This is a genomic window from Micavibrio aeruginosavorus EPB (assembly GCF_000348745.1).
Lineage (GTDB): Bacteria > Pseudomonadota > Alphaproteobacteria > Micavibrionales > Micavibrionaceae > Micavibrio > Micavibrio aeruginosavorus_A.
The window spans coordinates 833,161-855,674 of sequence record NC_020812.1 but is presented as its reverse complement, the minus strand read 5'-3'; the positions used below and the strand labels follow the sequence as shown (position 1 = coordinate 855,674).

The window sequence follows — 22,514 nt, the reverse complement described above, 5'->3', positions numbered from 1 at the left end:
AAAATCCAAAAATACTTTAAATTTATGATAACGTTACCACAAAATTTTACCGGGTCCACACCGCCTCAACTCTTCGATAGCTTGAGTGAGGATAGTTTGCAAAAAATTCTCTCGCATTCTGTCATGCAGGAGTATGGCCCCTCCCATCTCCTTGTCCAACAAGGGGATACGCCCGAAGGGATATATCTCGTTATCGAGGGAACCCTGAAAACCTTTCGCCTAAACGAAGACGGTGGCGAGGCGGTTATCCGGCTTCTTGAGCCGGGAGGAACTTGTATGGAGGCCGTTCTTTTTATGGGGGGCCCCTCACCCATCGCTGCGCAGACTCTGACAAAATGTAAATTGATGCTAATGCCGGAACGAATCGTACGCCAACACGTTCTGGACGATTCACAGTTCGCAGTAAACATCCTGCGTATTGTCACGCGCCACTATAAGGGCGCGATGCATCAGATTGATGCCATGAACATCAAATCCCCTTTACAGCGGGTCGGATATTACTTTCTGTCCAAACATATTGAAGCGGGGCACGATGATCTTGAGTTCACATTGCCATTTAAAAAACAGATCATTGCCAATTACCTGGGAATGACGCCAGAGACATTTTCACGCACACTCAAGCAGATGCAAGCTATGGGAATCAATGTATCAGACGAAAAAATACGCATGAAGGACGCTTATTCCCTATGTCACTTCTGCGATTCTGATACCGCAGCAATGTGCCCCCGGCATGATAATGGGTGTGGGACATGCCCATTGAATTAAGCCTAAATATTTAAAGGGAACGTTTCAATAACATCGCCAGATTTTATCGTATCAGCATCCTCCGGCATATGAACCCAGCAATTCATATTGAGAAACGGGCTGGTCTTAAATGATTCTTGACCATCGAGAATATCAACAGTAATGGATCCATCATCCCAGTATTCCATACGCCCTTTCAAAATCATATGCAGACCGGATTTCTTGTAAAACCCATTTACAACGCGCGCATAAACCGGCTCATACGCATTTTGCCGCCGCATGGTTTTCAAGTATTCCGCAACAAAAAAACGCAACCCTACCGCTGTTGCGACAGGATTTCCCGGTAACCCGAAATACACGCCTCCCCCAGGCATCCGGGCCAATAAATTCGGCTTTCCCGGTTTTAATTTTATTTTATGGTACAGAACCTCAGCACCCGCTTGTTCCAAACCATCACGGACGAAATCAAAACTCCCGCTTGAAACAGCGCCAGAGGAAACAATAACATCATACCCTTGACCATCAATCTGACGGAGTGCGTCCACAAAAGCCCCAACATCATCACGGATTGTATCGTGCACCACAACATCAGCACCACAAGAAGCAAGAAACGCGACTGTATAAAATTTATTTGAGTTATAAATCTCGCCATGCTGCAAAGACTGGCTCAAATCGTCCACAATCTCGGTTCCAGTTGGAATGAATAAAACTTTTGGTTTTTTGAAAACGGTTACAGTGGCAACGCCTAACGTCGCCAAAGGTAATATATGAGCAACCGTGATGGTATCTCCGCAAGAAAGCAACCTATCACCTTGCATGAAGTCTTCGCCGGCACGCCGAATATGCTGGCCCGCTGTTGCCGGGCGCATAAAGCGAACAATATCACCCTCTACACACACGTCCTCAATCTGGACAACAGCCTCAACCCCATCGGGAATCGCAGCCCCGGTCATAACATGAAGACAGGTTCCTGCCTCAAGAGCCACATGATCTGTATTCCGCCCCGCCGCGACAACCCCGCATTTTCGCAACCGAACGGGATGATCTTCTGTTGCGCCCTCTACATCATGGACTTTTACGGCAAAGCCATCCATGGCAGCATTATCAAAAGGCTGTATATCAATGGGCGCATGCACATCCTGGGCACAAATACGCCCAATCCCCTCCGCGAGGGGAACGGTCTCAACCAACGGCGCCACAGAAAGCGCCATCTTCTGCAAAAGCTGTACAGCATCGTAATAAGACAACATAACAAAACGACTCCTATTATGTTTCCCAAGGGGAAACATTGATTTAGATCAAACAAACATGTTCTGGATATGGTTGCCAAGCACTATGGGCGTTTCCTTCCTCAAGACAAGGCTACATTGGCCGCAAAAATTCTGAATCACGTTTGGGCACTGCGTAATTAATTAAGACACGCATTGTTAGCACGGGCCTCATCTTGCATTATGTAATACACAATAGCCCGCGCCATCGCTTAACAGCACTCCGACAGAACTCCCTGTATTTTCCCTGAAAAACAGGGAATTCTGTTGAGAACAGTTCGGCGATGACTACGCACACCGCCACTCATTTCACACTTCCATTTACCGATTCGCGCCGTTACCGTTGGCATGGAAATTCCAGTCGCACGGGGCGTTCAATGACTAATTTTTTCACTGCAGACATTTCGAAATCCTACGATGAGCGAAACAACAAGCTTGCCGCCATTGCGGATAATATGCATTTCCTGATCCGTCTCCTGTTAAAGGACCTGCCCACCGATGCACGGATTTTGTGTGTTGGGGTCGGGACCGGAGCCGAGATTCTGTCACTGGCCCGCGCATACCCCAAATGGTCATTCGTTGGCGTTGACCCATCAATGGAAATGCTGGAGGTATGCAAACAGAATTTAAAGAATGCAGGCATTTCCAACCCCTGTGAATTGATCCATGGATATATCCATGACGTTTCCAATACAGAAAAATTTGACGCGGTCCTGAGCATCCTTGTCGGACATTTCATACCGCGTGATGAACGGATTGCATTCTACACGGACATGCAACAGCGATTGAAAACAGGCGGATATTTTATCAATACAGAAATCAGCTCCGATCTGAATTCCGCGGAATTTCCGGATATGCTACGCGCATGGAAAACGTTGCAGATGCAAATGGGGGGCACAGACGATTCAATCAAAAACATTCCACACTTACTAAAGAATATTCTTTCCGTCACATCTCCAGAGGAAACGGAAAATTTCATTCGCTCCAGCGGGATTGAACAGCCGGTTCGGTTCTTCCAAGCGTTTATGATTGTCGGATGGTTTGGAATAAAAGGATAATTGCGCCCATCACGCATCGCTAAACATTGCAATATCCACAGAACTTTATCAAAAAACGGCGGAATATAGCTGTTACCCTGTGGAACCCCATGTTAAAAAGCAGGATGTTCGCCCATACACAAAACGCACCCGCCCACACCCCCGACACAGTCCTTAAAACCGTGTTCGGTTATGATTCATTTCGCGGGCATCAGCAGGCGGTGATTGAGCATGTGATGGCGGGGGGGAGTTGTTGCACCCTGATGCCCACCGGCGCGGGGAAGTCGCTGTGTTATCAGATTCCGGCCCTGTGCCGCCCCGGTGTAGGCATTGTCGTGTCGCCGTTGATCGCATTGATGCAGGATCAGGTGAACGCGCTGCGCGAATTGGGCATTCGGGCGGCGGCATTGAATTCTTCGCTGAGCTGGCAGGAGATGCAGGAGGCGTTGTCCGCCATGCAGAATGGGCAACTTGATTTGGTGTATATCGCACCGGAACGGTTGGTCACGGATGCGATCCTGAATATTTTGGACCATATCGACATTGCCTTGATCGCGATTGATGAGGCGCATTGCGTATCGCAATGGGGCCATGATTTCCGGCCCGAATACCGGATGTTGTCGGCGTTGCGCGATCGGTACCCGCATGTGCCGTGCATTGCCGTGACCGCAACCGCCGACGCGCCAACACGTCGCGATATTATGGCGCAGTTAAAACTGGACCAGATTTTCGTCGCCGGGTTTGACCGCCCGAATATTCGATATGATGTGGCGGTGAAGGATAACCCGAAAAAACAATTGCTGGCGTTCTTACAGGATCGCCCGCGTGGGGAAAGCGGCATTATCTATTGCCTGTCCCGCCGCAAGGTGGATGAAACGGCGCAGTGGCTGTTGGACCAAGGCTACACGGCCCTGCCCTATCATGCGGGGCTGGATGCGCGCACGCGGGCCAACCATCAAAACCGTTTCCTGAAAGAAGAAGGCGTTATTATTGTCGCCACCATTGCCTTTGGCATGGGGATTAACAAGCCCGACGTGCGATTTGTGGCGCATCTGGACCTGCCCGCGAATATCGAGGCGTATTACCAGGAAACAGGACGCGCCGGACGCGATGGTCTACCCGCAACCACCATGATGCTGTACGGGTTGCAGGATGTCGCCCTGCGCCGTCAGATGATCACCAATTCCGATGCACCGGACGAACAAAAGCGCGTGGAACACCATAAGCTGACCGCATTGCTCGGCTATTGCGAGGCCGCCCATTGCCGTCGCCAGATCCTGCTGCAATATTTCGGAGACGACGCAGCACCGTGCGGGAATTGCGATTCATGCCTGTCGCCGCAGCAAAGCATTGACGGAACCATCCCGGCGCAGAAAATCCTGTCGTGCATTCATCGCACCGGGAATATGTTTGGCGGAAAGCATATTATTGACGTTCTAACGGCAACACCAACACCACAGACCGATAAACACAGCCATGACCAGCTCAGCACCTGGGGCATTGGCACCGACATTGATCGTCGCACATGGGAAAGCTTTATCCGCCAGATGGTCGCCGCCAACCTGATCTTCGTTGATTTGGAGGGGCATGGCGGATTAAAGATGACGACGGATGGAATGCAGTTTCTGAAAGACAAAGCCACGTTGCAGCTCCGCCTTCCGCGTGAGAAGGAAAGCCGTCAAAGCAAAAGCCGCGAGGCTGGAAACGCGCTGGCCGAGTTGGAAAACGACGCCGATCGGGTGTTGTTTGAATCGCTCAAAGCCCTGCGCCTGTCAATTGCGCGCGAAGCCAATTTACCGCCCTATGTTATTTTCCATGACAAAACTTTAATCGCCATGGCCACACGCCGTCCCATTTACATGGATTCCATGGCACAAATTCCGGGTGTGGGGCAATCCAAACTGGATCGGTACGCGCCCGCATTTCTGGATGTGATCCGACAGGCTGGTTAAGCACCACCAAATGATGAAAAAATCATCCGCGGTTGCGGCGTGGAATAGATGGGCGATCGATGCCAAAGCGCCATTTCCGGATCTTTTGAAAAGACGCCCTTGAACAGCAAGAAGCCATTTTCCGGCAAAGATACATTTTCACCGCGATCATCCAACCACACGGTACCCGGCCCAATCGGCACGTGCAGCATTTGCGTCACGGCCTGTTCCCGGTGCATATGATTGCCCGCATTATTCATGGAATCATTTTTATCATTCATCAGCGTTGCCACCGGCAGGATATAGCTGGCCCCGTCAGCGACATGGAACGCATGGATCAGGTCCAGACGATCCCGCATAAAGCCCGATGTTTGTTTGAAAACAGATTTCAGTCCGCGTGCGGCCAGAGTGGTTTTCTGATCTTCGGAAACATGTTGCCCATGCTGGATCAGGACAGCCGACGCCAAGACATCGCGATCATCCGGGTCCAAATTTTGTATTTTTGCACGCATATCCGCCGCACTGTCCTGCATAAAACCATCCCGAGGTACCCAGACCACAGCGCGCACATTGGGATCAGCCAGACGTTTAAAACCCGCAGGCGTTTCAGCCAAGAGGACCCCGGCATCCCCACCATAGGGTTCTGCCACTGGTTTATTGGTCCGAAATTGGTGGACAAGCCATTGTTTTGCCAGAAAAGTTCGCATTTTCACACTCGCGCGCCATCAAAACTTTCTGCATATTATGTAAATAATTACAACCTGTCAAATTCTGTTGAGAATACCCACCCCCTTCCCCATAATCAGCGTCAGATTGAAATGCCCAATAGAAAGCGCGCGCGATGAAGTTAAAATATTGTTCGATCACTGGTGCCGACGATGAAACCAGCGTGGACGACCTGAACGCAATTGCCGCAGATTTTCCTTTCGTCGAATGGGCCATTTTGCTCTTACCCGCACGCGCTGGACAAGCCCGCTTTCCCACAGCGGAGTGGATTCGGAACTTTTCCAAGAATTACAAAGGCCCACATACTGCCATGCATTTGTGCGACGGCGGCTTCCTCGGGTTTATTCGTGGTGAGCACGATATTCTGGATTTAATGTCCGGTTTCCAACGTATCCAACTAAACCTGAAATTTGGGGACGTCGAAGGACGCTATGATCCGGCCGAGCTGGTGGCACGCGTGCGGGAAAACCCTCAGCATCAATTCATTATCCAATACACAAAAGACAAAGCGGGCCTACTCCCCCTCTTGTCCGATGTTCCCAACCATGCCGTCCTGTTCGATGAATCCGCAGGCCGCGGGATCAGCCCCGACAGTTGGGACGCCCCCTTGTCTGGCCATTTTTGCGGCTATGCCGGCGGTATGAACCCGGACAATGTTCAAAACAATATTGATATGATCGAAAAAGTCGCCAACGGCCACACCACGTGGATCGACATGGAAACAGGCGTGCGCACCGATGATCACTTTGATCTGGATAAAGTGCGGCGGGTTTTAAAGATTGCCGCCCCCTACATCGCCCCATAATCACCCGCTATTATTGGGACCAACACAAAAGCCCTATCCCTATGGATAGGGCTTTTGTGTTGCAACCTACGGAAAATAAAGAACAATTTATTTAAAATTAACGCATTGCACATTACAATTTTAGGACACTGCACTACCCATGCGCGAAAACATGGATTAGAAGGGGTTTCTATATGAGTAAGCGTATCTTTGTTTCTGCGTTCTTTTCCTGCGTTGTCCTCTGTGTCATGGCAATACCCGTTTACGCGGCAGAAACCCCCAAAGACCACCCGCCAAAAGCATCCCCCTACAAGCTGGATGAATATTCCCGCGACAAATCATCTGTAACGATCACGTTCACAGGGGAACAAGGCGGCAGTGCGACAGCAAAAGTTTATTGTGGCGCACCGATCGGCGGCAAATGGTCGTCCGTTGACAAAGATGTTACTGGTGTCTGTTATAATTTCAATTTCTGCTATGACGTGCCAACGCGCGATGTTGCCTCGATTAAGGCCACCCATCTGGCCGGAAAAACCATCACCAGCCAAACCATCAAGGCCAACACCAATGGCGAGGTTACAAATCTGTGTTATCAGGTGATGAAGAAAGCCACGGCCGCCGATGTTGCCGCCGATGACTACAGTAAATGCACAAGCGCCAACATGCTCTCGCCAAAGGAAAAGCAGCTTTGCGCCTTTGACGAACAGACACCATCGCAAATCAGCGCCAATACCGGCGATGATATGTTCAAGATGTTATCCGCCAATGGATATACGTCCAACGGGGCGTTCATGGAGTACGGCAAAATTCCAATGGGAGATAACAGTAAATTGAAATGGGTCGAACGCGAGTCCGGGTATAATCCCAACGGCACCGTCATGATCCCCAGCGGCCCAGAATCTTCGCTGGCCGATTATAAAGATTTCGTGCGCAAACCACCAACAGGCGTTGTCAGCACGGAGAGCGCCTGCTTCCCGGCACAGTTCTCCCTGTGCGCGGGCTCACCGCCACCTTCGCCGGAACCACCCGTCAACGGGCTGTGCGGATCGGCGAATGGTGGAACGTACAAAGATATTGCCAGCATCCACGCCAGCGCACGCTGCTATGTCGGTATTCCAACCGCGATTACACAATCGGGCAATAAATTTGTCTGGAGCTGTAAAGGGATTCCAAGCAGTGAAAAAACAGATTCCTGCTCTGCGACCAAACAATCCGAAGACATTGTCCGCCCGGAACCACCACCGGTCGGTGAAACGGCACCGCCGTCCAATTACTGTTTCTTCCACGTCTCTGGTATGCTGATTGGCAAGGACCCGGTTCCGTTCTGGTTCAGCCAGATTGGGGTAACGGATTTTGCGTCCAATATGGTTGGCCCGGGTGAGTATGCCCGCTCTCAGCCTTTTGCGAATGCCGACGCCTTTACATTTGATGGCATTGCCATCGGACGCGACACAACCGTGACTATTTACTCCAAACCCAATTTTCAGGGCAGCATTATCCTAAATCAAAAAGGTCCGGCGGTGATCAACAACCGTATCTGGGCGTCGTCGCCGCAGGCCCAAAATGGATGGCAGACCAGCACGTGGCCGGGCGAATTCCACGGACAGTTTCCGCCGTCCAGCCGCCGGTATAGCAGTTCGGACATGCACGCCTGGGGCCATGGGACCAGTGTGAAGGTCACCTGTTCGATGCCGGGTTCATGCGCCAGCTATGACGGGGAATATACCAGCCAACCGGCCACCAATACCGCCAACGCCTGTGGTGCCGGGAGCTATAGCGACCTGAGCGATACGGATACGTCCTATCGCTGGGCCTGTACGGGAACGGATGGGATTGCACGCACCTGCGCCGCGACCAAGAAAATTGTCTTGAACTCCGGTGAGTGCAAAGGTTATACAGGCGAATTTTCAACCCAACCGGCCAGCAATGCGGCATCCGGCTGCGCTGTTGGTTCGTATAAAGACCTTGGCGATACGGAAACAGCCTTCCGCTGGGCTTGCACAGGAACCGACAAGATTGACCGTACCTGTAGCGTGAAGAAGAAGGTTGTCGTCACCACGCCGGGCGTCTGCGCTGTCTTTGAGGGATCCTACTCCGCTCAACCTGCTAATTCCGGGAATGGTTGTACATCTGGATCCTATCGCAATATTGCAGATTCCGATGCTGCTTATCATTGGGGCTGCATTGGCACCGATGATGTTGAACAGGTCTGCGGCGCACGCAAAAAGCAATTGGTGTGTACCTATGACAGCAACAACAAAATCATTGACCGTGCCGACTACTGCCGCGGCGGCGGCGGACGCCCGAAAAAGGGTGTGGCAGCTATGTCAGTGGCATCCGCTATATAGTGGGTGGCAAGTGTTACAACCAATATGAATATGCCAATATGGGTGGCACGGGGACACAGGGTGACTTGCGTTATACGTCCAAGATGTTCTCCTGTGGCGGTGGCGAAACAAGCATCGATAGAGAATATGCAATATGCGAATATAAATAAGTTACACAATAACGGGCTTTATTGTCTTTCAATAAAGCCCGTTATTTAACACCCCATTAAACATTGATTGATAAAATTGCGTTGAATCTCGGTCACTGCGGCCAATCACACGTGCTTTCCTCTTGATTTCACACATAATTCCGCATTGAAACGAGATCAGAAAAGTACATCTTTATGAGTATTGGTGTAAGGACTGGATACTGCGTATGCACACTCGGCTGAGCACAGTGAAAAACCCATCGCTCACTCCCTCTGCACAGGGGGGGTTTACCCTGCTTGAAATGGTTATTGTCGTCATGATCACCAGCCTGATCATGGGGGCCGTGTTTAACATCCTCAACCAGGACGGCGAGATTAAAAGTGCGCGCATGAACGGGATTTTTGATTCCGTCCTTCTGGGCATGGCCGAATACTATCGTATCTATGGTTTCTACCCCTGCCCGGCATCGCCAACCTTGCGTCCCGGCGACCCCAATTATGGAGAACCAAACTTTGATGCAGGTGGAAATTGCATGGCCCCAGCAGGCGGAGCGGCCGCACCTGGCATTGGCAGCGGAACGGTGATTATTGGCTCCGTACCGGTGCGCGCGTTGAACCGCGCGATGGGATGCACGGAAACAGATGATGCTGACTTACCAGACAACTTGAAACAAGTGTTTCAAAACAAGCTGAACAGCGTTCAACAAATTTTCTTCGATAACGATGCGAACTACGCCGATTATGGTGATTTCGACCAGGATACAGAAGCGGATCGCAACACATTAAACGTAACAGAAACCAGCCGCAAATGCGTGGTCGACAGTTTAGGTCGTGATATCTATGGAACGAAACTCACTTATGCCGTGACCCGTGATGCAACAAAGCTGAGTCAGGACCCCGTGTCCGGCAATATACGAATTATCAACCGCAACGGACAACAGGCCACCGCCGACCTTGTCCCCTTTGTGGTTTTGAGTCACGGGCCGGACACCAAAGGCGCATGGGTTGATGAAAGCGGCGTGCGCGCATTTAACTGCGGAACAACATCGGCGCTCGACAATGAAAATTGTGACAATGACGCCGTATTCCGCGCCATGCCGTTTGCCGGTATGGGTGATATGAACAACAACAACCATTTTGATGACCGCGTTGAATTCTCACTCAACGGTTATTTGCGTGAAAAAGACGTATGGCGTTGGGCCCAAGGAGCCAGTGTTGACAACCGTAACGTTGTTCTGGACACCGAAACATCTCAGTCGCTGAGCATTGGCATCCCTGGAACAGCCGGAATTGACGACAAGGCCCGCCTGAGCGTTTATGGCGGCAACGTTGAGATTGATGGCGATTTAAGAGCTGTAGGAACAACAGCAGCCAGCCTTGAACAATCACAGGTCAAAGCCGATACAACTGTAATCGCGCAGGAAAATATTGTTGTCGAAGACGGTTTGGGCGGCGGCCAGGCGATTGCCCCCAAATTCTGCTATAAACCTGCCCTGACTGCGGACTGCCAATGATGATGAAAAAGTGGACGCCACACACACACAAATCACACGTTTCGCAAGCTGGATTTTCATTGATCGAGCTGGCGATTGGTGTGGCGATTATCGGGCTGTTGGCCAGCGCCTTCATCCAGCTCTACGATATCTACAGAACCGAACGCTCCAATGTTGAAGAGCGCGTCACCCAGGAAAAAATAACATCCGCCATGGCCGTGTATTTGCAGAAAAATGGTCGTTACCCCTGCCCCGCGCGCCTCGATCTGCGCCCACAGGATGCCAATTTTGGAAAGGCCGCCGCGACCTGTAACACAACACTGGTTGCCCAAGGCGCCTTACCAGTTTTTGATTTGAACTTACCATTCGAAATGGTTGGCGATGGATATCAAAACAAACTGCTTTATGCCGTAACTGGCACAAAAACAAACACGGCCACATTCAACACCGGCGCCAACGAAATCCAGATCCGCGGTAGAGGCAGAGACGCATCGAACACCATCGTCGATACCGATAAAACCGCCCCCTTCATTGTGATCAGTCACGGTCCGGACATGAAAGGTGCCTATCGCGTCGATGGGACGACGGTAACGGTTGCCTGTGGGTCAGCCGCAGCAGATTCAGAAAACTGCGATGGCGATGTTGCGTTCCGTGATCTTCCTTACGCGCCGCTCAACAATGTGAATAACGCAAACCATTTCGACGATTCCGTGATTTACAGCTTGGTCCAAAAGGAAACAACCCTGTGGGTTATTACACCGGATGATTCCGGTGTAAACATTGTCAGCCGAAACACGGGCAATATCGGCATCGGCGTCGACAATCCCGATGCAAAATTGAGTGTTCGTGGCGGTAACCTGAATGTTGATGCTGGCGGTGCCAGCGCATCTGGCGATATTATCACGCGCGGCACAATTGAAGCCCAAACCAATGCCACAATCCGCGGTGATCGTGTCGAAGCTGAACGCAATATCATCACCAAAGACGCCGCCGAGGCCGGAGAAGTTATCCGCGCGGGGCGTTTTTGTTATAATATTGATATTTCGGCATGCAACTAGGGAGGCATAACATGATTCGTACAGACCGCCTCTGCGATACACGAGCGTCACAATCCGGCTTCACCCTGATTGAAATGGCAATCTCGATGATGATCCTTGGCTTTTTGCTGAGCGGGATTTTGCATGTTTACACAAGTTACAAGAATGACAAGGCCGTGCGGGAGGAATTTCAAACCCGGGAACGGATCACCTCTGCGCTCGCATTCTATGCCGAACAGAACAACCGCCTTCCCTGCCCCGCTGATCCAACTCTAACGCCAGACAACAATGATTTTGGCAAAGAAATGACGACGGGATGCCCCGCAGGCAGCGGCGTGGTGCAGGGAATGGTGCCGGTGCATGCGTTGAACCTGCCATACCACCTGGCGGCTGATTTTTTTGACCGTAAAATGACCTATGCCGTGACCGCTTCGTTGACGCAAACGGATGGTTTTACCGATGCCACCGCCGTGCGGATCGTCAATAAAAATGGTGAGGAGCGGACCGTTCCGTTTGTACTGGTTAACCACGGCCCCGATGGGAAAGGGGCGCGCAGCCTTCTGTCAGCCGCCATTGGAACCGCCTGCACCGGTGGGGCGGCCGATATTGAGAATTGTGACGGTGACGCTGTTTTTACCGATCTTGACTATGCCACCATGAACGATGTGAACAGCGCAAACCACTTCGACGATCGTCTGGTTTACAGCCTGTATCCACGCGAAACCAGCGTCTGGGTCGCCGCCCCGACGGCCTCAGGCCTGGAAATTGCCAACAAAAACAATGCCAATGTCGGCATCGGCGAGGCCCAGCCTAAAGCCAAATTACACGTCAATGGGACCGTCGCCGTGGATTCTCTGGACGATACGGTCCAGGTCAAAGCCTCGGGACAGGTTTTTGCCGGTAAAACCTCCGCCACAGCCGGGGGAGAGATCAAGAGCGAAGACCGCGTCGAAGCCGGAACCGAGATGGAAGGCCAGAAAATCAGGGCTTCCGTCTTCTTCTACGAATAGGCACACACCCGCATTATTAACAAAATGATAAACATTTAGGGATTAGAATGGTCCCTAAGTATAAAAAGAATCTTTGTTTTTTGGATGTAACGTCAGTGGGGGACGTTGAGTGATGGGTAGAGCACAATCATATTCCTTTCTTCTTCTGGTTACCGGGTGCGCATTGGTCTTCTCTGGCGCAATATCCGTCGCATATGCGCAGGATGTATCCCCGGTGAAAACCTACACCGAAAAGCAGGAAAACTATAAATTCAGGCCCACAGACGGGACGAAAAAATCCACGGTTGACGTGTATTCCCGTTTGGGAACAACGATCAAAATCACCCTTCCCCCAAGCGAGGAAAGCAAGGCCGAAGCCAGCGCGACTGTTGAATGTAGCGCAGGACAATGGACCGTTGTAAATGGATCGCTGTCCGGAAACTGCTATGATGCGTTTGACTATACGTACCCCGAAGTCCACGCCAGCGATTTGAATAATATGCTGGCCGATCTTCGCAAGGAAGGATATGACCCCAAATACAAAAAAATTGGCACGCGTCTGGGGCAAGATATCTATGAAATATCATACTACGTCCCTGCAATGCCCGTCGGCGCAACCCACGTTAGCGCCACAGCAGAGTCAAAATGCGTTGGCGGACGGATTACCAGCCTGAAAAGCCCACAGGATGAAAATGGCAATCAATATTCGGTCAAACAGCATTGCGTCTTTGACGATTCTGCAACGCCGAAAATCATAGGGGCCCATTCGGACCCCAGCAAAAACGACGATATGTTCCGCATTCAAACCGGCGCATCGTCCTATCTCGAATATATTGACCGCGGTGCTGTTGGCGAGCCCAACCGCCTGAAATGGATTCAACGCGATTCCGGCGCCGGTGAAGATCTGATGATGCCTGCAGGCCCTCCGGGATCTTTTGCGGATTGGGACGCATTCATTATGAACAAGCCTGCTGTTCTGACAGCAGTTGAAAGCGCGTGTTACCCTACAACCGTTTCCCTGTGCGCAGGCGAAAAGCCAGAGAAAATGTTCCCTGCCCCCGGCCATTGTGGTGCGGCGCATAAGGGCTATTATGCCGATGCAGCCGCCATTCTGGCCGTCCCCTATGGCCAGTGCGTCGTCGGCGGGCCTACGAAAATTGTAGAAAAAATCAATTCCGCGTCTGGTTTGAAAACCTATCACTGGGAATGTGAGGGCGATCCGAAGGACATTGAACCAGCGGCACAATGCTATGCCACGCAGGTCATTGATGGCGTTTGCGGTACGGCCAATGGTCGCACTTATACCAGCGCCAGCGAAATCAGCCACGCCTCCCTCTGCGCCTTTGGCACGCCATCAAAAGTTCCGAGCGGTGGTGGTTCATGGGCATGGACATGTCAGGCCACAGGTGAAGGTGGGAAGTCACCCAACTGTATGGCCAGTGCCAAAGCAAGCATGGAAACATGTAATGCCATGTCGAGCGAGGGAGCCATGGTTCTGGTACAGGATTTGTCCGGTTCGTACTGGGATGACTTGCCAAACTTGAAAAACAACATGAGCGCCGTTTTAAACGATGCCGACTTCAAGGGATGGAAAGTAGGTTTGACCAGCTTTACCGACTTCCAGTCTTGCACGTTCTGTACGCCAGGCGATTGGCCTTACCGAAACGAGCTGAACCTGCGTGATGTATCCACGTCCAAGGCCGCAATTTTGAATGAGATTGCTTCATGGACCGCATGGAATGGTGGTGACTGGGAGGAATCGCAATATTACGCAATTTCCCGGACGATCGCCGAATTCAAAGGCCAAACCGACAGACCGCTGAACATCGTTTTGGCAACGGATGCGATTTCACACCATCACGTTGCTCCGGCGACGCTGGCATCGCAATTGAAGGCCGCAAACGCAAACCTGATTGTTCTGGCAACAGACTTCAGCTATGCGGGCCTGCCCTCTACAAGCGCCTTCTATGCGAACTTTATTCGCAGCTACGGCTTGAAAGGGGTGGTTGTCAATCTGGCCGCGGATTCGAGCAACTTCAAAACAGCGCTGAAAGCGGGTTTGACAAACTCCTATTGCTCAGACCCTGCCAACTTGCTGGGTTGCGGTCCGATCAATGGCATTTCCTGTGGCGATGGCAGCTTGGGTGGATCATGCAAATCCGGACAAACGATTGTCCCGCAAGGCCACTACACCTACTATAACGGCGGTGGAAAACGTAGCGTCTTCCAATGTCAGAACCAAGCGTTGAAATTTGTTCGCGAAGACACGCTTTAAAAAATAAAACCATTACGAAAAAGCCCGGCGTGTGCCGGGCTTTTTTATTTAGGAATCAGCTTTGTGCCAAAAGTTTTTCCAGTTCCTGCCGCACGTCTGCGAAGGTTTGATGAAGCTGTGGCATGCGGTCGCGAATATCTTCGCGTTTACGGGCTTTGGCCAGTGTTTCAATTTCTACGACCTGGTCATACAGCCCCATGGCCCCCAACTGCCCTACGCTGGATTTCAGGGAATGGGCCAGATGGGCGATGGTATCAAAATGGCCATTCCCACCCCCGGCATGATCCATGGCGGCGGCAACTTCCGTTTTAATTTCCCCAATAATGCGATCGGCATTGTTCAGGAACATGGTCACGATTTGCGGGAATTTTTCCCGGCTGATGAATTGCAATTTACGAATCGCATCCATATCGAGAATATTGCTATCAATATTTCCAGCCGCACCAACAACTCCGGCATCCTCGTTCGCATCACCATTTTTATCGCGTTGCGTTCGCTTCTCCTCCGCAATCCAGGTTGCCAGTATCGCCTCAAGATCTTTTTCAACCACCGGCTTGGACAAGTAATCATCCATACCGGCCGCAATACATTTTTCCCGGTCGCCCTTCATGGCATTTGCCGTCATGGCGATGATCTTAATGTCCTGCCCACCCTTTTCCTTGCGCACGGTACGCGTGGCTTCGTAACCGTCCATAATCGGCATCTGGCAATCCATAAAGACCAGATCGAAATTCTGTTCGCGCATAATGCGAACAGCATCACGACCATTATCGACGACAGCAGAGCGAATACCATAGTGATCCAGCATTGCCACCATCACCTCTTGGTTGACTTGGTTATCTTCAACCACCAGTACACGGGTGTCCTTGAAGTACAAGTCATCCGGGCCGCGAATGCGCCCAGCCCATTGTTCATCGAGCGTGAAACGTGTCACCAGCCCCATGTCTTCGCCCGTCTTTTGCGCCTTCCACAATGTGGCAATCACGGAAATAAGCTCCGACGGACGAACAGGCTTGCTCAAATATCCCTTAATCCCAGCCCGCTGCATACGTTCGACATCCGTACGGCCTGGCTGCGATGTCGCCATAATCGCGATTGCGCCCTGAATTTTTTTGTTCTGCGCAATCAGTGAGCACAGTGAAATGCCATCCATGCCCGGCATCGCATAATCAACAATCAGAACGCCATAAGGACGCCCCTCGTCCACCGCCCGTTCCATTTTGCTGAGAACGTTATAGGGATTGCTTTCCGTTTCAACATTCATGCCGATGGAGGACAAATAAGTGTCGAAGATTTCACACGACATAATATTGTCATCAATGATCAGCGCACGAATGCCCGTCCCGTCAAAATCATCCAATTCCGGTGCACGGACATAGGATTTCGGGCGCGGTGCCACCGACAGGGTCAAGTGGATGGAAAACGTCGATCCCACACCAGGTTCGCTGGTCAGGGAAATATGCCCGCCCATCAATTCGGCCAATTGCTTGCTGATCGTCAGGCCCAGCCCCGTACCACCATAACGGCGCGTTGTTGATCCATCGGCCTGATCAAACTTGTTGAAAACCAAGGCCTGTTTTTCCTTCGCAATACCAATACCGGTATCGACCACAGAAATCCGCAAATCTGTATGACCATCACGCGTGCCCAGATGCTTGACCTTTACAAGCACATAGCCTTCGTCTGTAAATTTAATGGCATTGCCACACAGATTGAACAAAATCTGGCGAATACGCACCGGATCGCCAAACATAAATTGCGGACAATCCGGATCCCAGGACAGAAGGAATTCGATCCCCTTCTCCTGTGTCCGGACAAACATCATTTCCGCTACATCTTCGCACAGGAGCTGGAAATCGAATGGAATGTTTTCCAATTCCATCTTGCCAGCCTCAATTTTCGAAAAATCGAGAATATCGTTGATAATCTGCAGCAGAGATTCCGCCGATTGCCCCACGGTCTGTGCATAATGGCGCTGGCGCGAATCCAGTTTTGTTTCCAGCAACAGGTGCGTCATACCGATAATACCATTCATCGGCGTACGAATTTCGTGGCTCATATTCGCCAGGAAATCGCTCTTCGCCCGGTTGGCGCTGTCGGCTTCGTCCCGCGCTTTTTTCAAGTTACGGTTGGCCTGTTCAATTTCCGTCACATCGGTGTGGGCACCCACAATACGGATCACATGCCCTGTTGTATCCCGTTCAGCGATGGCCCTGCTCAGCACGTATTGAATATGGCCGCTTTTGTGGAAGAAGCGGAAAATTCCTACAAATTCAGATGTCCGACCCGTGATGTAGTCGGCCATACGTTTACGCCATTCATACAAATCTTCTGGATGAATAACGCTTTCTGCCCCCTTCATGGAGTTTTCAATTTCATCGTCGCGATAGCCCAGCATCGCTTTCCAGCGGGGGGACAGCCACAAGGTCCGTTGGGTTTCATCCCAGTCCCACACGCCGTCCTGTGTCGCGGCCATGGCCAGCTCCAGGAACTGCCGCTGCATGCGCAATTCTTCGGTGCGTCGGGTCACAATTTTCTCAATCCCCGAAGCGTAACCCGTAATAAACAGCAGAAAAACGCCACACAGGGCCGAAAAGAAGATCCCAACAGCCAGCGCAATCCAGATCGCCCAGTTCACATGGGCCATGACATAGTTTTGCGATTTATAGACCTTTAACACCCAGCGTTTTCCGAAAACATCCAATGGAATTTCGGTTTCATAGGCCACGCGGTCACTGCCCGTCGGGCCATAATCGCGCGGGTCGTAGGAAATATAGAGGCTTTCCTCAATATCCGACTCACGGGTGACCAAATGAACTTCGACACCCTGCTTTTCCCAAGGGTTAAAAACAGGGGCCATGGTGTCGGAAAACCGGTATCCGCCAGCAACAAACCCCATTAAAGCATCACGGCGCTGCACGACGTTCGTGACCACCGCCCCCCGTTCATACACAGGAAGAACCAGAAGGAACCCATATTGGTCAGATTCTTCATCTGGCAACAACTTGATGCGGGACGTAATGACAGCCTCGCCACTGTCCCTTGCGCGGATAAAGGCCGCGTACCGTCCCTCATTCGCACTTAAATCATAGCCGATATAGCGGTTAAAGGAGTCTGGCTCGATAAATTCAATCGGATAATATTCATCGCGTCGCGGTGATCGCTCCCACAAATCGGGACCGACAGGAGCCTTGATATGGAAGCCCGGATATTCCTTCTGGCGTAAAGATTCAAATTCCGCGCGTTCGGAGTCCAAAACCCGTGGCATCCAATCCATCGCCAATATACCAGGATTGCGCTTAAAGGCATTATAGGTGAAAACTTCAAATTCTCGCCGATCAACGGCATCGGATGCATTAAAGAAACTTTGTAGAGCCTGCAGCTCCTGCATGTAATCATGGATCTGGGTTTCCAGATCCGTTTTGATCAACTGGGCATCATGGTGAAATTCGGCCTGAGTGCGCTTATCATCCCAGTTGCGTACGCCGACGAAAAACATCATGACCATTGTAAACAACAACAGCATGGGCACGCCCACGAAAACCTTGCGGCGGACTTCCGTATTTGGGGCCAGCATTAAGGTGACGATAGGGGCAAAAACAATCATGCCCAGCAAGTCGCCGGCATACCATGTCCACCAAACGAACGGAGCGTTTTGTAATGCGACGGTTCCGGTCAGATAAAACGTACCGACACACCATGTCGACGATACAAAACAAACAAGAACACCCGCATAAGCGACGAATTTTACAATGTGGCTGAGCTGTTCCAGACGGCTGCGTTCGCCAATCGCGCGGTAGAGAATGAACGCCCCCACCATGGCCTGCAGCATCGATCCGAAACCGATCGACAGTGAATTAGTCAGCAATCGCGAAAATTGTTCATCCGGCGTTTGTGGAATCCAGATGGAAAGATTGAGAATGGCCGCACCAAGAAAAACACCGGGCGCCATGGCGAACCCATAGCGATACACCACCGCCAGCGCAATGCCCGATGCGGGCCAGAACACCGTCGCATAACCCGGCGGAACGGCCAGCAACAGCCCCAGGCGCCCCACCACATAATAGGTCAGCGCCAAAAGGCAGATCCGCCCAATTGTCAGCATGTCTGTGTTCAAAAGACCTTGCACCGAAACACCAAAAAAATATGAAACGTTATGCTTCTATAAAAAGTATAAGCCTGTAGGCCATAAAAGCCTTAAATGCGCAAGGAAACAAATAAAAATGTTTATTTTCAGCGCGTTATCCACGCATACAAAAGCCCGTTCCGAACAGGTCCGGAACGGGCTTTGCGATTTAAACCGGCTTTAAAGCCAGTTCAAAACTTATTTGCCTACGGCTTCTTTCAGTTCTTTAGCAGCGCGGAAAGCAATTTTCTTTTTCGCCGGGATTTTGATGGTTTCGCCGGTGGCCGGGTTACGACCCATGCGAGCTGCGCGTTTGCGAACTTGCAGAATGCCCAGACCAGCCATACGAACGCGGTTGCCTTTTTTCAGGTTTTTCACCAGCAGGGCTACCAGATCGTCCATCAGCAAGTTTACTTGCTTCTTGGTCATTTCGTGCTTTTCGGCCAGTTCGGCGCCGATTTGTTTCAGCGTCACGGTCGGAGCAGTTGTTTTTGCCGTAGCGGATTTCGCAGCGGCAGCAGCAGGTGCCTTTGCAGGGGCTTTAGCAGCTTTCGCAGGAGCTTTAGCGGCAGTTTTAGCAGCGGTTTTAGCAGCCATTTGTCGGACTCTCTTCCATCGTTGTTGAAATATGCCTCTGGCACATTCTGCCTCGTGGCCGCTTACGGCCCCGTAAAACAGAATCACACCAGAAAACCTTTCATTGATAAATGCCAGATTGCTGGTTTTTGTCGATAGAAAAAATGCACGAAACCCCTGTCTTTACGCTGTTTTGCACATTTTTCCCCAAAAAACAGGCAAAAACCCCTTGTTTTTAAGGGCTGCGGGCAGGTCACCGACACCCCAAAGTGCCTCAACCCCCATAGAATCAGGCTTTCGCGCGATTCGGGAGAATCAGTCCGATTCGGCTTTCATTGCCTCCAGCTCCAGCCAGCGCGTTTCCGCATGGTCCAGATCCGCCTGCGCCAAGGGCAAACGGCGCGACATATTTTCAAAGGCCCCGGGGTCGCGTTGGTATAAATCGGGATCCGCCAGCGCATCCTGCAATTCATCAATTTCGGCTTCCAGCGCGGCAATCTTTTTCGGGAGATTATCGAGCTCATATTGCAGCTTATAAGACATACGGGTTTTGGCTGGCGCAGGTTCGCTTTCGACACTCTGCGTCGAACCGCCCTCTTTCTTTCCTGCCTTTTTGGCCGTATCCGCGGCATCGCCCATGCGGGCTTTGCGCTCGGCGCGCGCCGCCAAATAGTCGGAATACCCGCCGATATACCCCTCGATCTTTCCATCCCCTTCAAACGCCAAAATTTTGGTCACCGTTTGATCCAGAAAATCGCGGTCGTGACTGACGATAATCAGGGTTCCCTGATATTCCGACAGCATTTCTTCCAGCATGTCCAACGTATCCATATCCAGATCGTTGGTTGGCTCGTCCAAAATCAAAAAGCTTTTCGGATCGGCCAGAACGCGCGCCAGCATCAGGCGGTTCTTCTGCCCACCCGACAATGTTGATACGGGTTGCAACGCCATGGTTGGATCAAACATGAAATCTTTAAGGTAACCGCATACATGACGCGGATTGCCTCGCACATTGATATGATCACCACCCTCGGGCGCCAACGTCTTCCACAATGACCATTCCGGGACCAAATCACGGCGCGTTTGATCAAAGTACGAAAATTCAATTTCGCGCGACATTTTCACCTTGCCGGCGTCGGGTTCCAATTCACCCGTCAACAGGCGCAGGAAGGTTGTTTTGCCCGATCCGTTTCGCCCCAAAATACCAATCCGGTCCCCACGCATAATGCGCAAAGAGAATTGGTCGAGAATGGGGATTTCACGCCCATCTTCGTTAAATCCCTTTTTGACCTTGAAGAACTCAGCCACAATTTTTGATGACACTTCGGTTTCGATGGGCGAAATTTCAATTTTCGCCATCATCCGCAAAAATTCACCTTTGTCTTTAAAAAACTTGTCGCGTTCTGCCTTCACCAAATCCAGGCGGCGCTGGTTCCGTTTGCGGCGCGCTTTGACGCCACGGCTGGCCCATTCCAATTCCTGCAACAACGCTTTTTCACGGTTATGCAGGGTGCGGGCCTCTTGCTCTAAAACCATGGTTGACCATTCGTCAAACCGGCTAAAGCCATAAGGGCAAACCTTTAATGCGCCCCGATCAAGCCAGAACACTTTATCGGAAATGGCGTTCAGAAAGGCCTTGTCGTGGCTGATGCACACCACGGCCCCATGATACGCCCGCACCATACCCTCCAGCCATTCAATGACATCCAGATCCAGGTGGTTGGTGGGCTCATCCAGAAGCAGGATATCCGGTTCCTCGACCAGGGCGCGAGCCATGGCCGCCCGGCGCAATTGCCCGCCGGATAATTTGTCCATCTTCGCCTGTGGGTCCAGACCCAGCGGATACAGGACCATATCGACCTTATAGGCATTGGCGGCAATTTGTTCTTCGGTCGAAAATTGGGAGAAGACGAAATCGTAAACGCTCTGCCCCTTGGTTGGGGTAATGTCCTGTTGCAGATAACCAATGGTCATCCCCTGCAACTGCCACCGCGTTCCATCGTCCAGATCACGTGTCCCGGTGATAATATTCATCAACGTGGTTTTGCCCGCGCCATTCTTCCCGACCAGGCAGATTTTATCGCCTTCGGTGATATTAAAAGACAGGCCATCAAACAGCTTTTTGTCACCAAAGCTGACGCAGGCGTCCTGAACGCTTAGAAGAAGTCGTGCAACCACAATATCCGTACCCTGTTATTCACAGGGGTCTTTATACACGGCGGGCGACAAAAATCCACGGGGCAAGGGCCCCGTTTTTCACGGATACGGCCAGATTTTGTAGAGATTGCGTGAATTCAGGCCCCATCACACGGGCCAGACCGGGCCGATCACCGATTTTGGACGCGGCTTCAAACGCGGACAGGGCCTGCGCCGACTGATCCGCCTTGGTCACAATTTCAAATCCGCAGAAGGTTAGCATCATCTCCATATCCGGCGGCGTGACCAAATGGCTTGTCTCCACCGTGGCGGCCCATGGCAATGGAAATGCTGGGGCCTTGCCCGTTGGTCCGGCCATGACATCATAGATACCAAAAACGGCACCCGGCTTCAGAAGGTCGTGAACAGCCTTATACAACTCCATTTTATCCAGAATATTCATGCCAGTATGGATGGTATAGGCGCCGTTAAAACTGGCGTCGGCAAAATCCAGCGCTTCGGCATTGCCAACGCGGAATTGTGTGCGCGACCCCATGCCCATGCGGCGGGATAATTCGGTGGCAACGGCACAATATTCGGGCGACAAATCGATGCCAATCACGTTGGCCCCGGTGTCGTGTGCAACATACCGCGCCGGACCACCCAGACCACTGCCAATGTCCAATACGGTCATGCCCGCGTGAAATCCCAGCCGATTGATAAAATCGGCCGTGGCGCGTTTTCCACCAATATGAAATTCGTCAAACGGGGACAAATCATCGGGGCCGGGACGCAACGGGTCAACACCCACCTCTTTCAAACCTGCATCAATCAACTCTAAAAGATCAGCCCGTTCATAATACGCTTTAATCGCAGATTCGGATGTCATTCATGTCCCCGTTGACTTTACGCATAC

At 51.5% G+C, this 22,514-nt stretch carries 15 protein-coding genes; 9 read left to right on the top strand and 6 right to left on the bottom strand.

Features of this window, described 5'->3' with window-relative positions; translation table 11 throughout:
- Positions 1–96 precede the first annotated feature (96 nt).
- Positions 97–765 carry a Crp/Fnr family transcriptional regulator gene (locus tag A11S_RS03930; RefSeq protein ID WP_235068184.1) on the top strand — a complete coding sequence of 223 codons (669 nt, stop codon included), beginning with the start codon at positions 97–99 and terminating at the stop codon, positions 763–765.
- Positions 766–767: 2 nt separating this feature from the next.
- Here A11S_RS03930 and A11S_RS11775 read toward each other — a convergent pair whose 3' ends face one another.
- Positions 768–1,994 (bottom strand): molybdopterin molybdotransferase MoeA, encoded by a 1,227-nt coding sequence (locus tag A11S_RS11775; RefSeq protein ID WP_015467198.1) that lies wholly within the window; start codon positions 1,992–1,994, stop codon positions 768–770.
- Positions 1,995–2,389: 395 nt separating this feature from the next.
- On the opposite strand from A11S_RS11775, the gene A11S_RS03920 reads away from it, so the two are divergent.
- Positions 2,390–3,070 carry a class I SAM-dependent methyltransferase gene (locus tag A11S_RS03920; RefSeq protein WP_041802422.1) on the top strand — a complete coding sequence of 227 codons (681 nt, stop codon included), beginning with the start codon at positions 2,390–2,392 and terminating at the stop codon, positions 3,068–3,070.
- Positions 3,071–3,174: 104 nt separating this feature from the next.
- Positions 3,175–5,001 (top strand): DNA helicase RecQ, encoded by a 1,827-nt coding sequence (gene recQ, locus A11S_RS03915; RefSeq protein ID WP_015467196.1) that lies wholly within the window; start codon positions 3,175–3,177, stop codon positions 4,999–5,001.
- Here recQ and A11S_RS03910 read toward each other — a convergent pair.
- Positions 4,998–5,594 (bottom strand): hypothetical protein, encoded by a 597-nt coding sequence (locus A11S_RS03910; RefSeq protein WP_235068171.1) that lies wholly within the window; start codon positions 5,592–5,594, stop codon positions 4,998–5,000. The genes recQ and A11S_RS03910 overlap by 4 nt on opposite strands.
- Positions 5,595–5,821: 227 nt before the next feature.
- On the opposite strand from A11S_RS03910, the gene trpF reads away from it, so the two are divergent.
- The 6 genes from trpF to A11S_RS03880 all read left to right on the top strand — a co-directional run bounded on the left by trpF (position 5,822) and on the right by A11S_RS03880 (position 14,760).
- Positions 5,822–6,511: a phosphoribosylanthranilate isomerase gene (gene trpF / locus A11S_RS03905; protein WP_041802420.1), complete on the top strand. Its 690-nt coding sequence runs from the start codon at positions 5,822–5,824 to the stop codon at positions 6,509–6,511.
- 173 nt (positions 6,512–6,684) lie between these two features.
- Positions 6,685–8,838 carry a hypothetical protein gene (locus A11S_RS03900; RefSeq protein ID WP_200860108.1) on the top strand — a complete coding sequence of 718 codons (2,154 nt, stop codon included), beginning with the start codon at positions 6,685–6,687 and terminating at the stop codon, positions 8,836–8,838.
- Between the two features lie 355 nt (positions 8,839–9,193).
- On the top strand, positions 9,194–10,480 hold the full coding sequence (locus A11S_RS03895) for a type II secretion system protein (RefSeq protein WP_158497188.1): 1,287 nt from the start codon (positions 9,194–9,196) through the stop codon (positions 10,478–10,480).
- Positions 10,477–11,517: a prepilin-type N-terminal cleavage/methylation domain-containing protein gene (locus A11S_RS03890; RefSeq protein ID WP_015467190.1), complete on the top strand. Its 1,041-nt coding sequence runs from the start codon at positions 10,477–10,479 to the stop codon at positions 11,515–11,517. Before A11S_RS03895 ends, A11S_RS03890 begins: the two co-directional genes overlap by 4 nt.
- Positions 11,518–11,528: 11 nt before the next feature.
- A complete protein-coding gene (locus tag A11S_RS03885; protein ID WP_041802416.1) occupies positions 11,529–12,506 on the top strand; it encodes a type II secretion system protein in 978 nt (325 codons plus the stop codon).
- A 112-nt stretch (positions 12,507–12,618) separates the two neighbouring features.
- Entirely contained in the window at positions 12,619–14,760 is a 2,142-nt protein-coding gene (locus A11S_RS03880; protein ID WP_081604751.1) for a hypothetical protein, read from the top strand.
- A gap of 55 nt (positions 14,761–14,815) precedes the next feature.
- Here the strand turns inward: A11S_RS03880 and A11S_RS03875 are convergent, their stop codons facing one another.
- From A11S_RS03875 to A11S_RS03860, 4 genes are all read right to left on the bottom strand, one after another.
- Positions 14,816–18,865: a response regulator gene (locus A11S_RS03875; RefSeq protein WP_235068168.1), complete on the bottom strand. Its 4,050-nt coding sequence runs from the start codon at positions 18,863–18,865 to the stop codon at positions 14,816–14,818.
- A gap of 219 nt (positions 18,866–19,084) precedes the next feature.
- On the bottom strand, positions 19,085–19,483 hold the full coding sequence (locus A11S_RS03870) for an HU family DNA-binding protein (RefSeq protein WP_235068154.1): 399 nt from the start codon (positions 19,481–19,483) through the stop codon (positions 19,085–19,087).
- A 294-nt stretch (positions 19,484–19,777) separates the two neighbouring features.
- A complete protein-coding gene (locus tag A11S_RS03865; protein WP_015467186.1) occupies positions 19,778–21,640 on the bottom strand; it encodes an ABC-F family ATP-binding cassette domain-containing protein in 1,863 nt (620 codons plus the stop codon).
- Positions 21,641–21,671: 31 nt separating this feature from the next.
- Positions 21,672–22,487 (bottom strand): SAM-dependent methyltransferase, encoded by an 816-nt coding sequence (locus A11S_RS03860; RefSeq protein ID WP_015467185.1) that lies wholly within the window; start codon positions 22,485–22,487, stop codon positions 21,672–21,674.
- Positions 22,488–22,514 lie beyond the last annotated feature (27 nt).

What these genes read in the sequence shown, in the direction of transcription:
- A11S_RS11775 (WP_015467198.1), bottom strand. Translation starts at nt 1,994, where the DNA reads ATGTTGTCTTATTACGATGCTGTACAGCTTTTGCAGAAGATGGCGCTT.
- A11S_RS03920 (WP_041802422.1), top strand. Translation starts at nt 2,390, where the DNA reads ATGACTAATTTTTTCACTGCAGACATTTCGAAATCCTACGATGAGCGA.
- recQ (WP_015467196.1), top strand. Translation starts at nt 3,175, where the DNA reads ATGTTCGCCCATACACAAAACGCACCCGCCCACACCCCCGACACAGTC.
- trpF (WP_041802420.1), top strand. Translation starts at nt 5,822, where the DNA reads ATGAAGTTAAAATATTGTTCGATCACTGGTGCCGACGATGAAACCAGC.
- A11S_RS03900 (WP_200860108.1), top strand. Translation starts at nt 6,685, where the DNA reads ATGAGTAAGCGTATCTTTGTTTCTGCGTTCTTTTCCTGCGTTGTCCTC.
- A11S_RS03895 (WP_158497188.1), top strand. Translation starts at nt 9,194, where the DNA reads ATGCACACTCGGCTGAGCACAGTGAAAAACCCATCGCTCACTCCCTCT.
- A11S_RS03890 (WP_015467190.1), top strand. Translation starts at nt 10,477, where the DNA reads ATGATGATGAAAAAGTGGACGCCACACACACACAAATCACACGTTTCG.
- A11S_RS03885 (WP_041802416.1), top strand. Translation starts at nt 11,529, where the DNA reads ATGATTCGTACAGACCGCCTCTGCGATACACGAGCGTCACAATCCGGC.
- A11S_RS03880 (WP_081604751.1), top strand. Translation starts at nt 12,619, where the DNA reads ATGGGTAGAGCACAATCATATTCCTTTCTTCTTCTGGTTACCGGGTGC.
- A11S_RS03875 (WP_235068168.1), bottom strand. Translation starts at nt 18,865, where the DNA reads ATGCTGACAATTGGGCGGATCTGCCTTTTGGCGCTGACCTATTATGTG.
- A11S_RS03870 (WP_235068154.1), bottom strand. Translation starts at nt 19,483, where the DNA reads ATGGCTGCTAAAACCGCTGCTAAAACTGCCGCTAAAGCTCCTGCGAAA.
- A11S_RS03860 (WP_015467185.1), bottom strand. Translation starts at nt 22,487, where the DNA reads ATGACATCCGAATCTGCGATTAAAGCGTATTATGAACGGGCTGATCTT.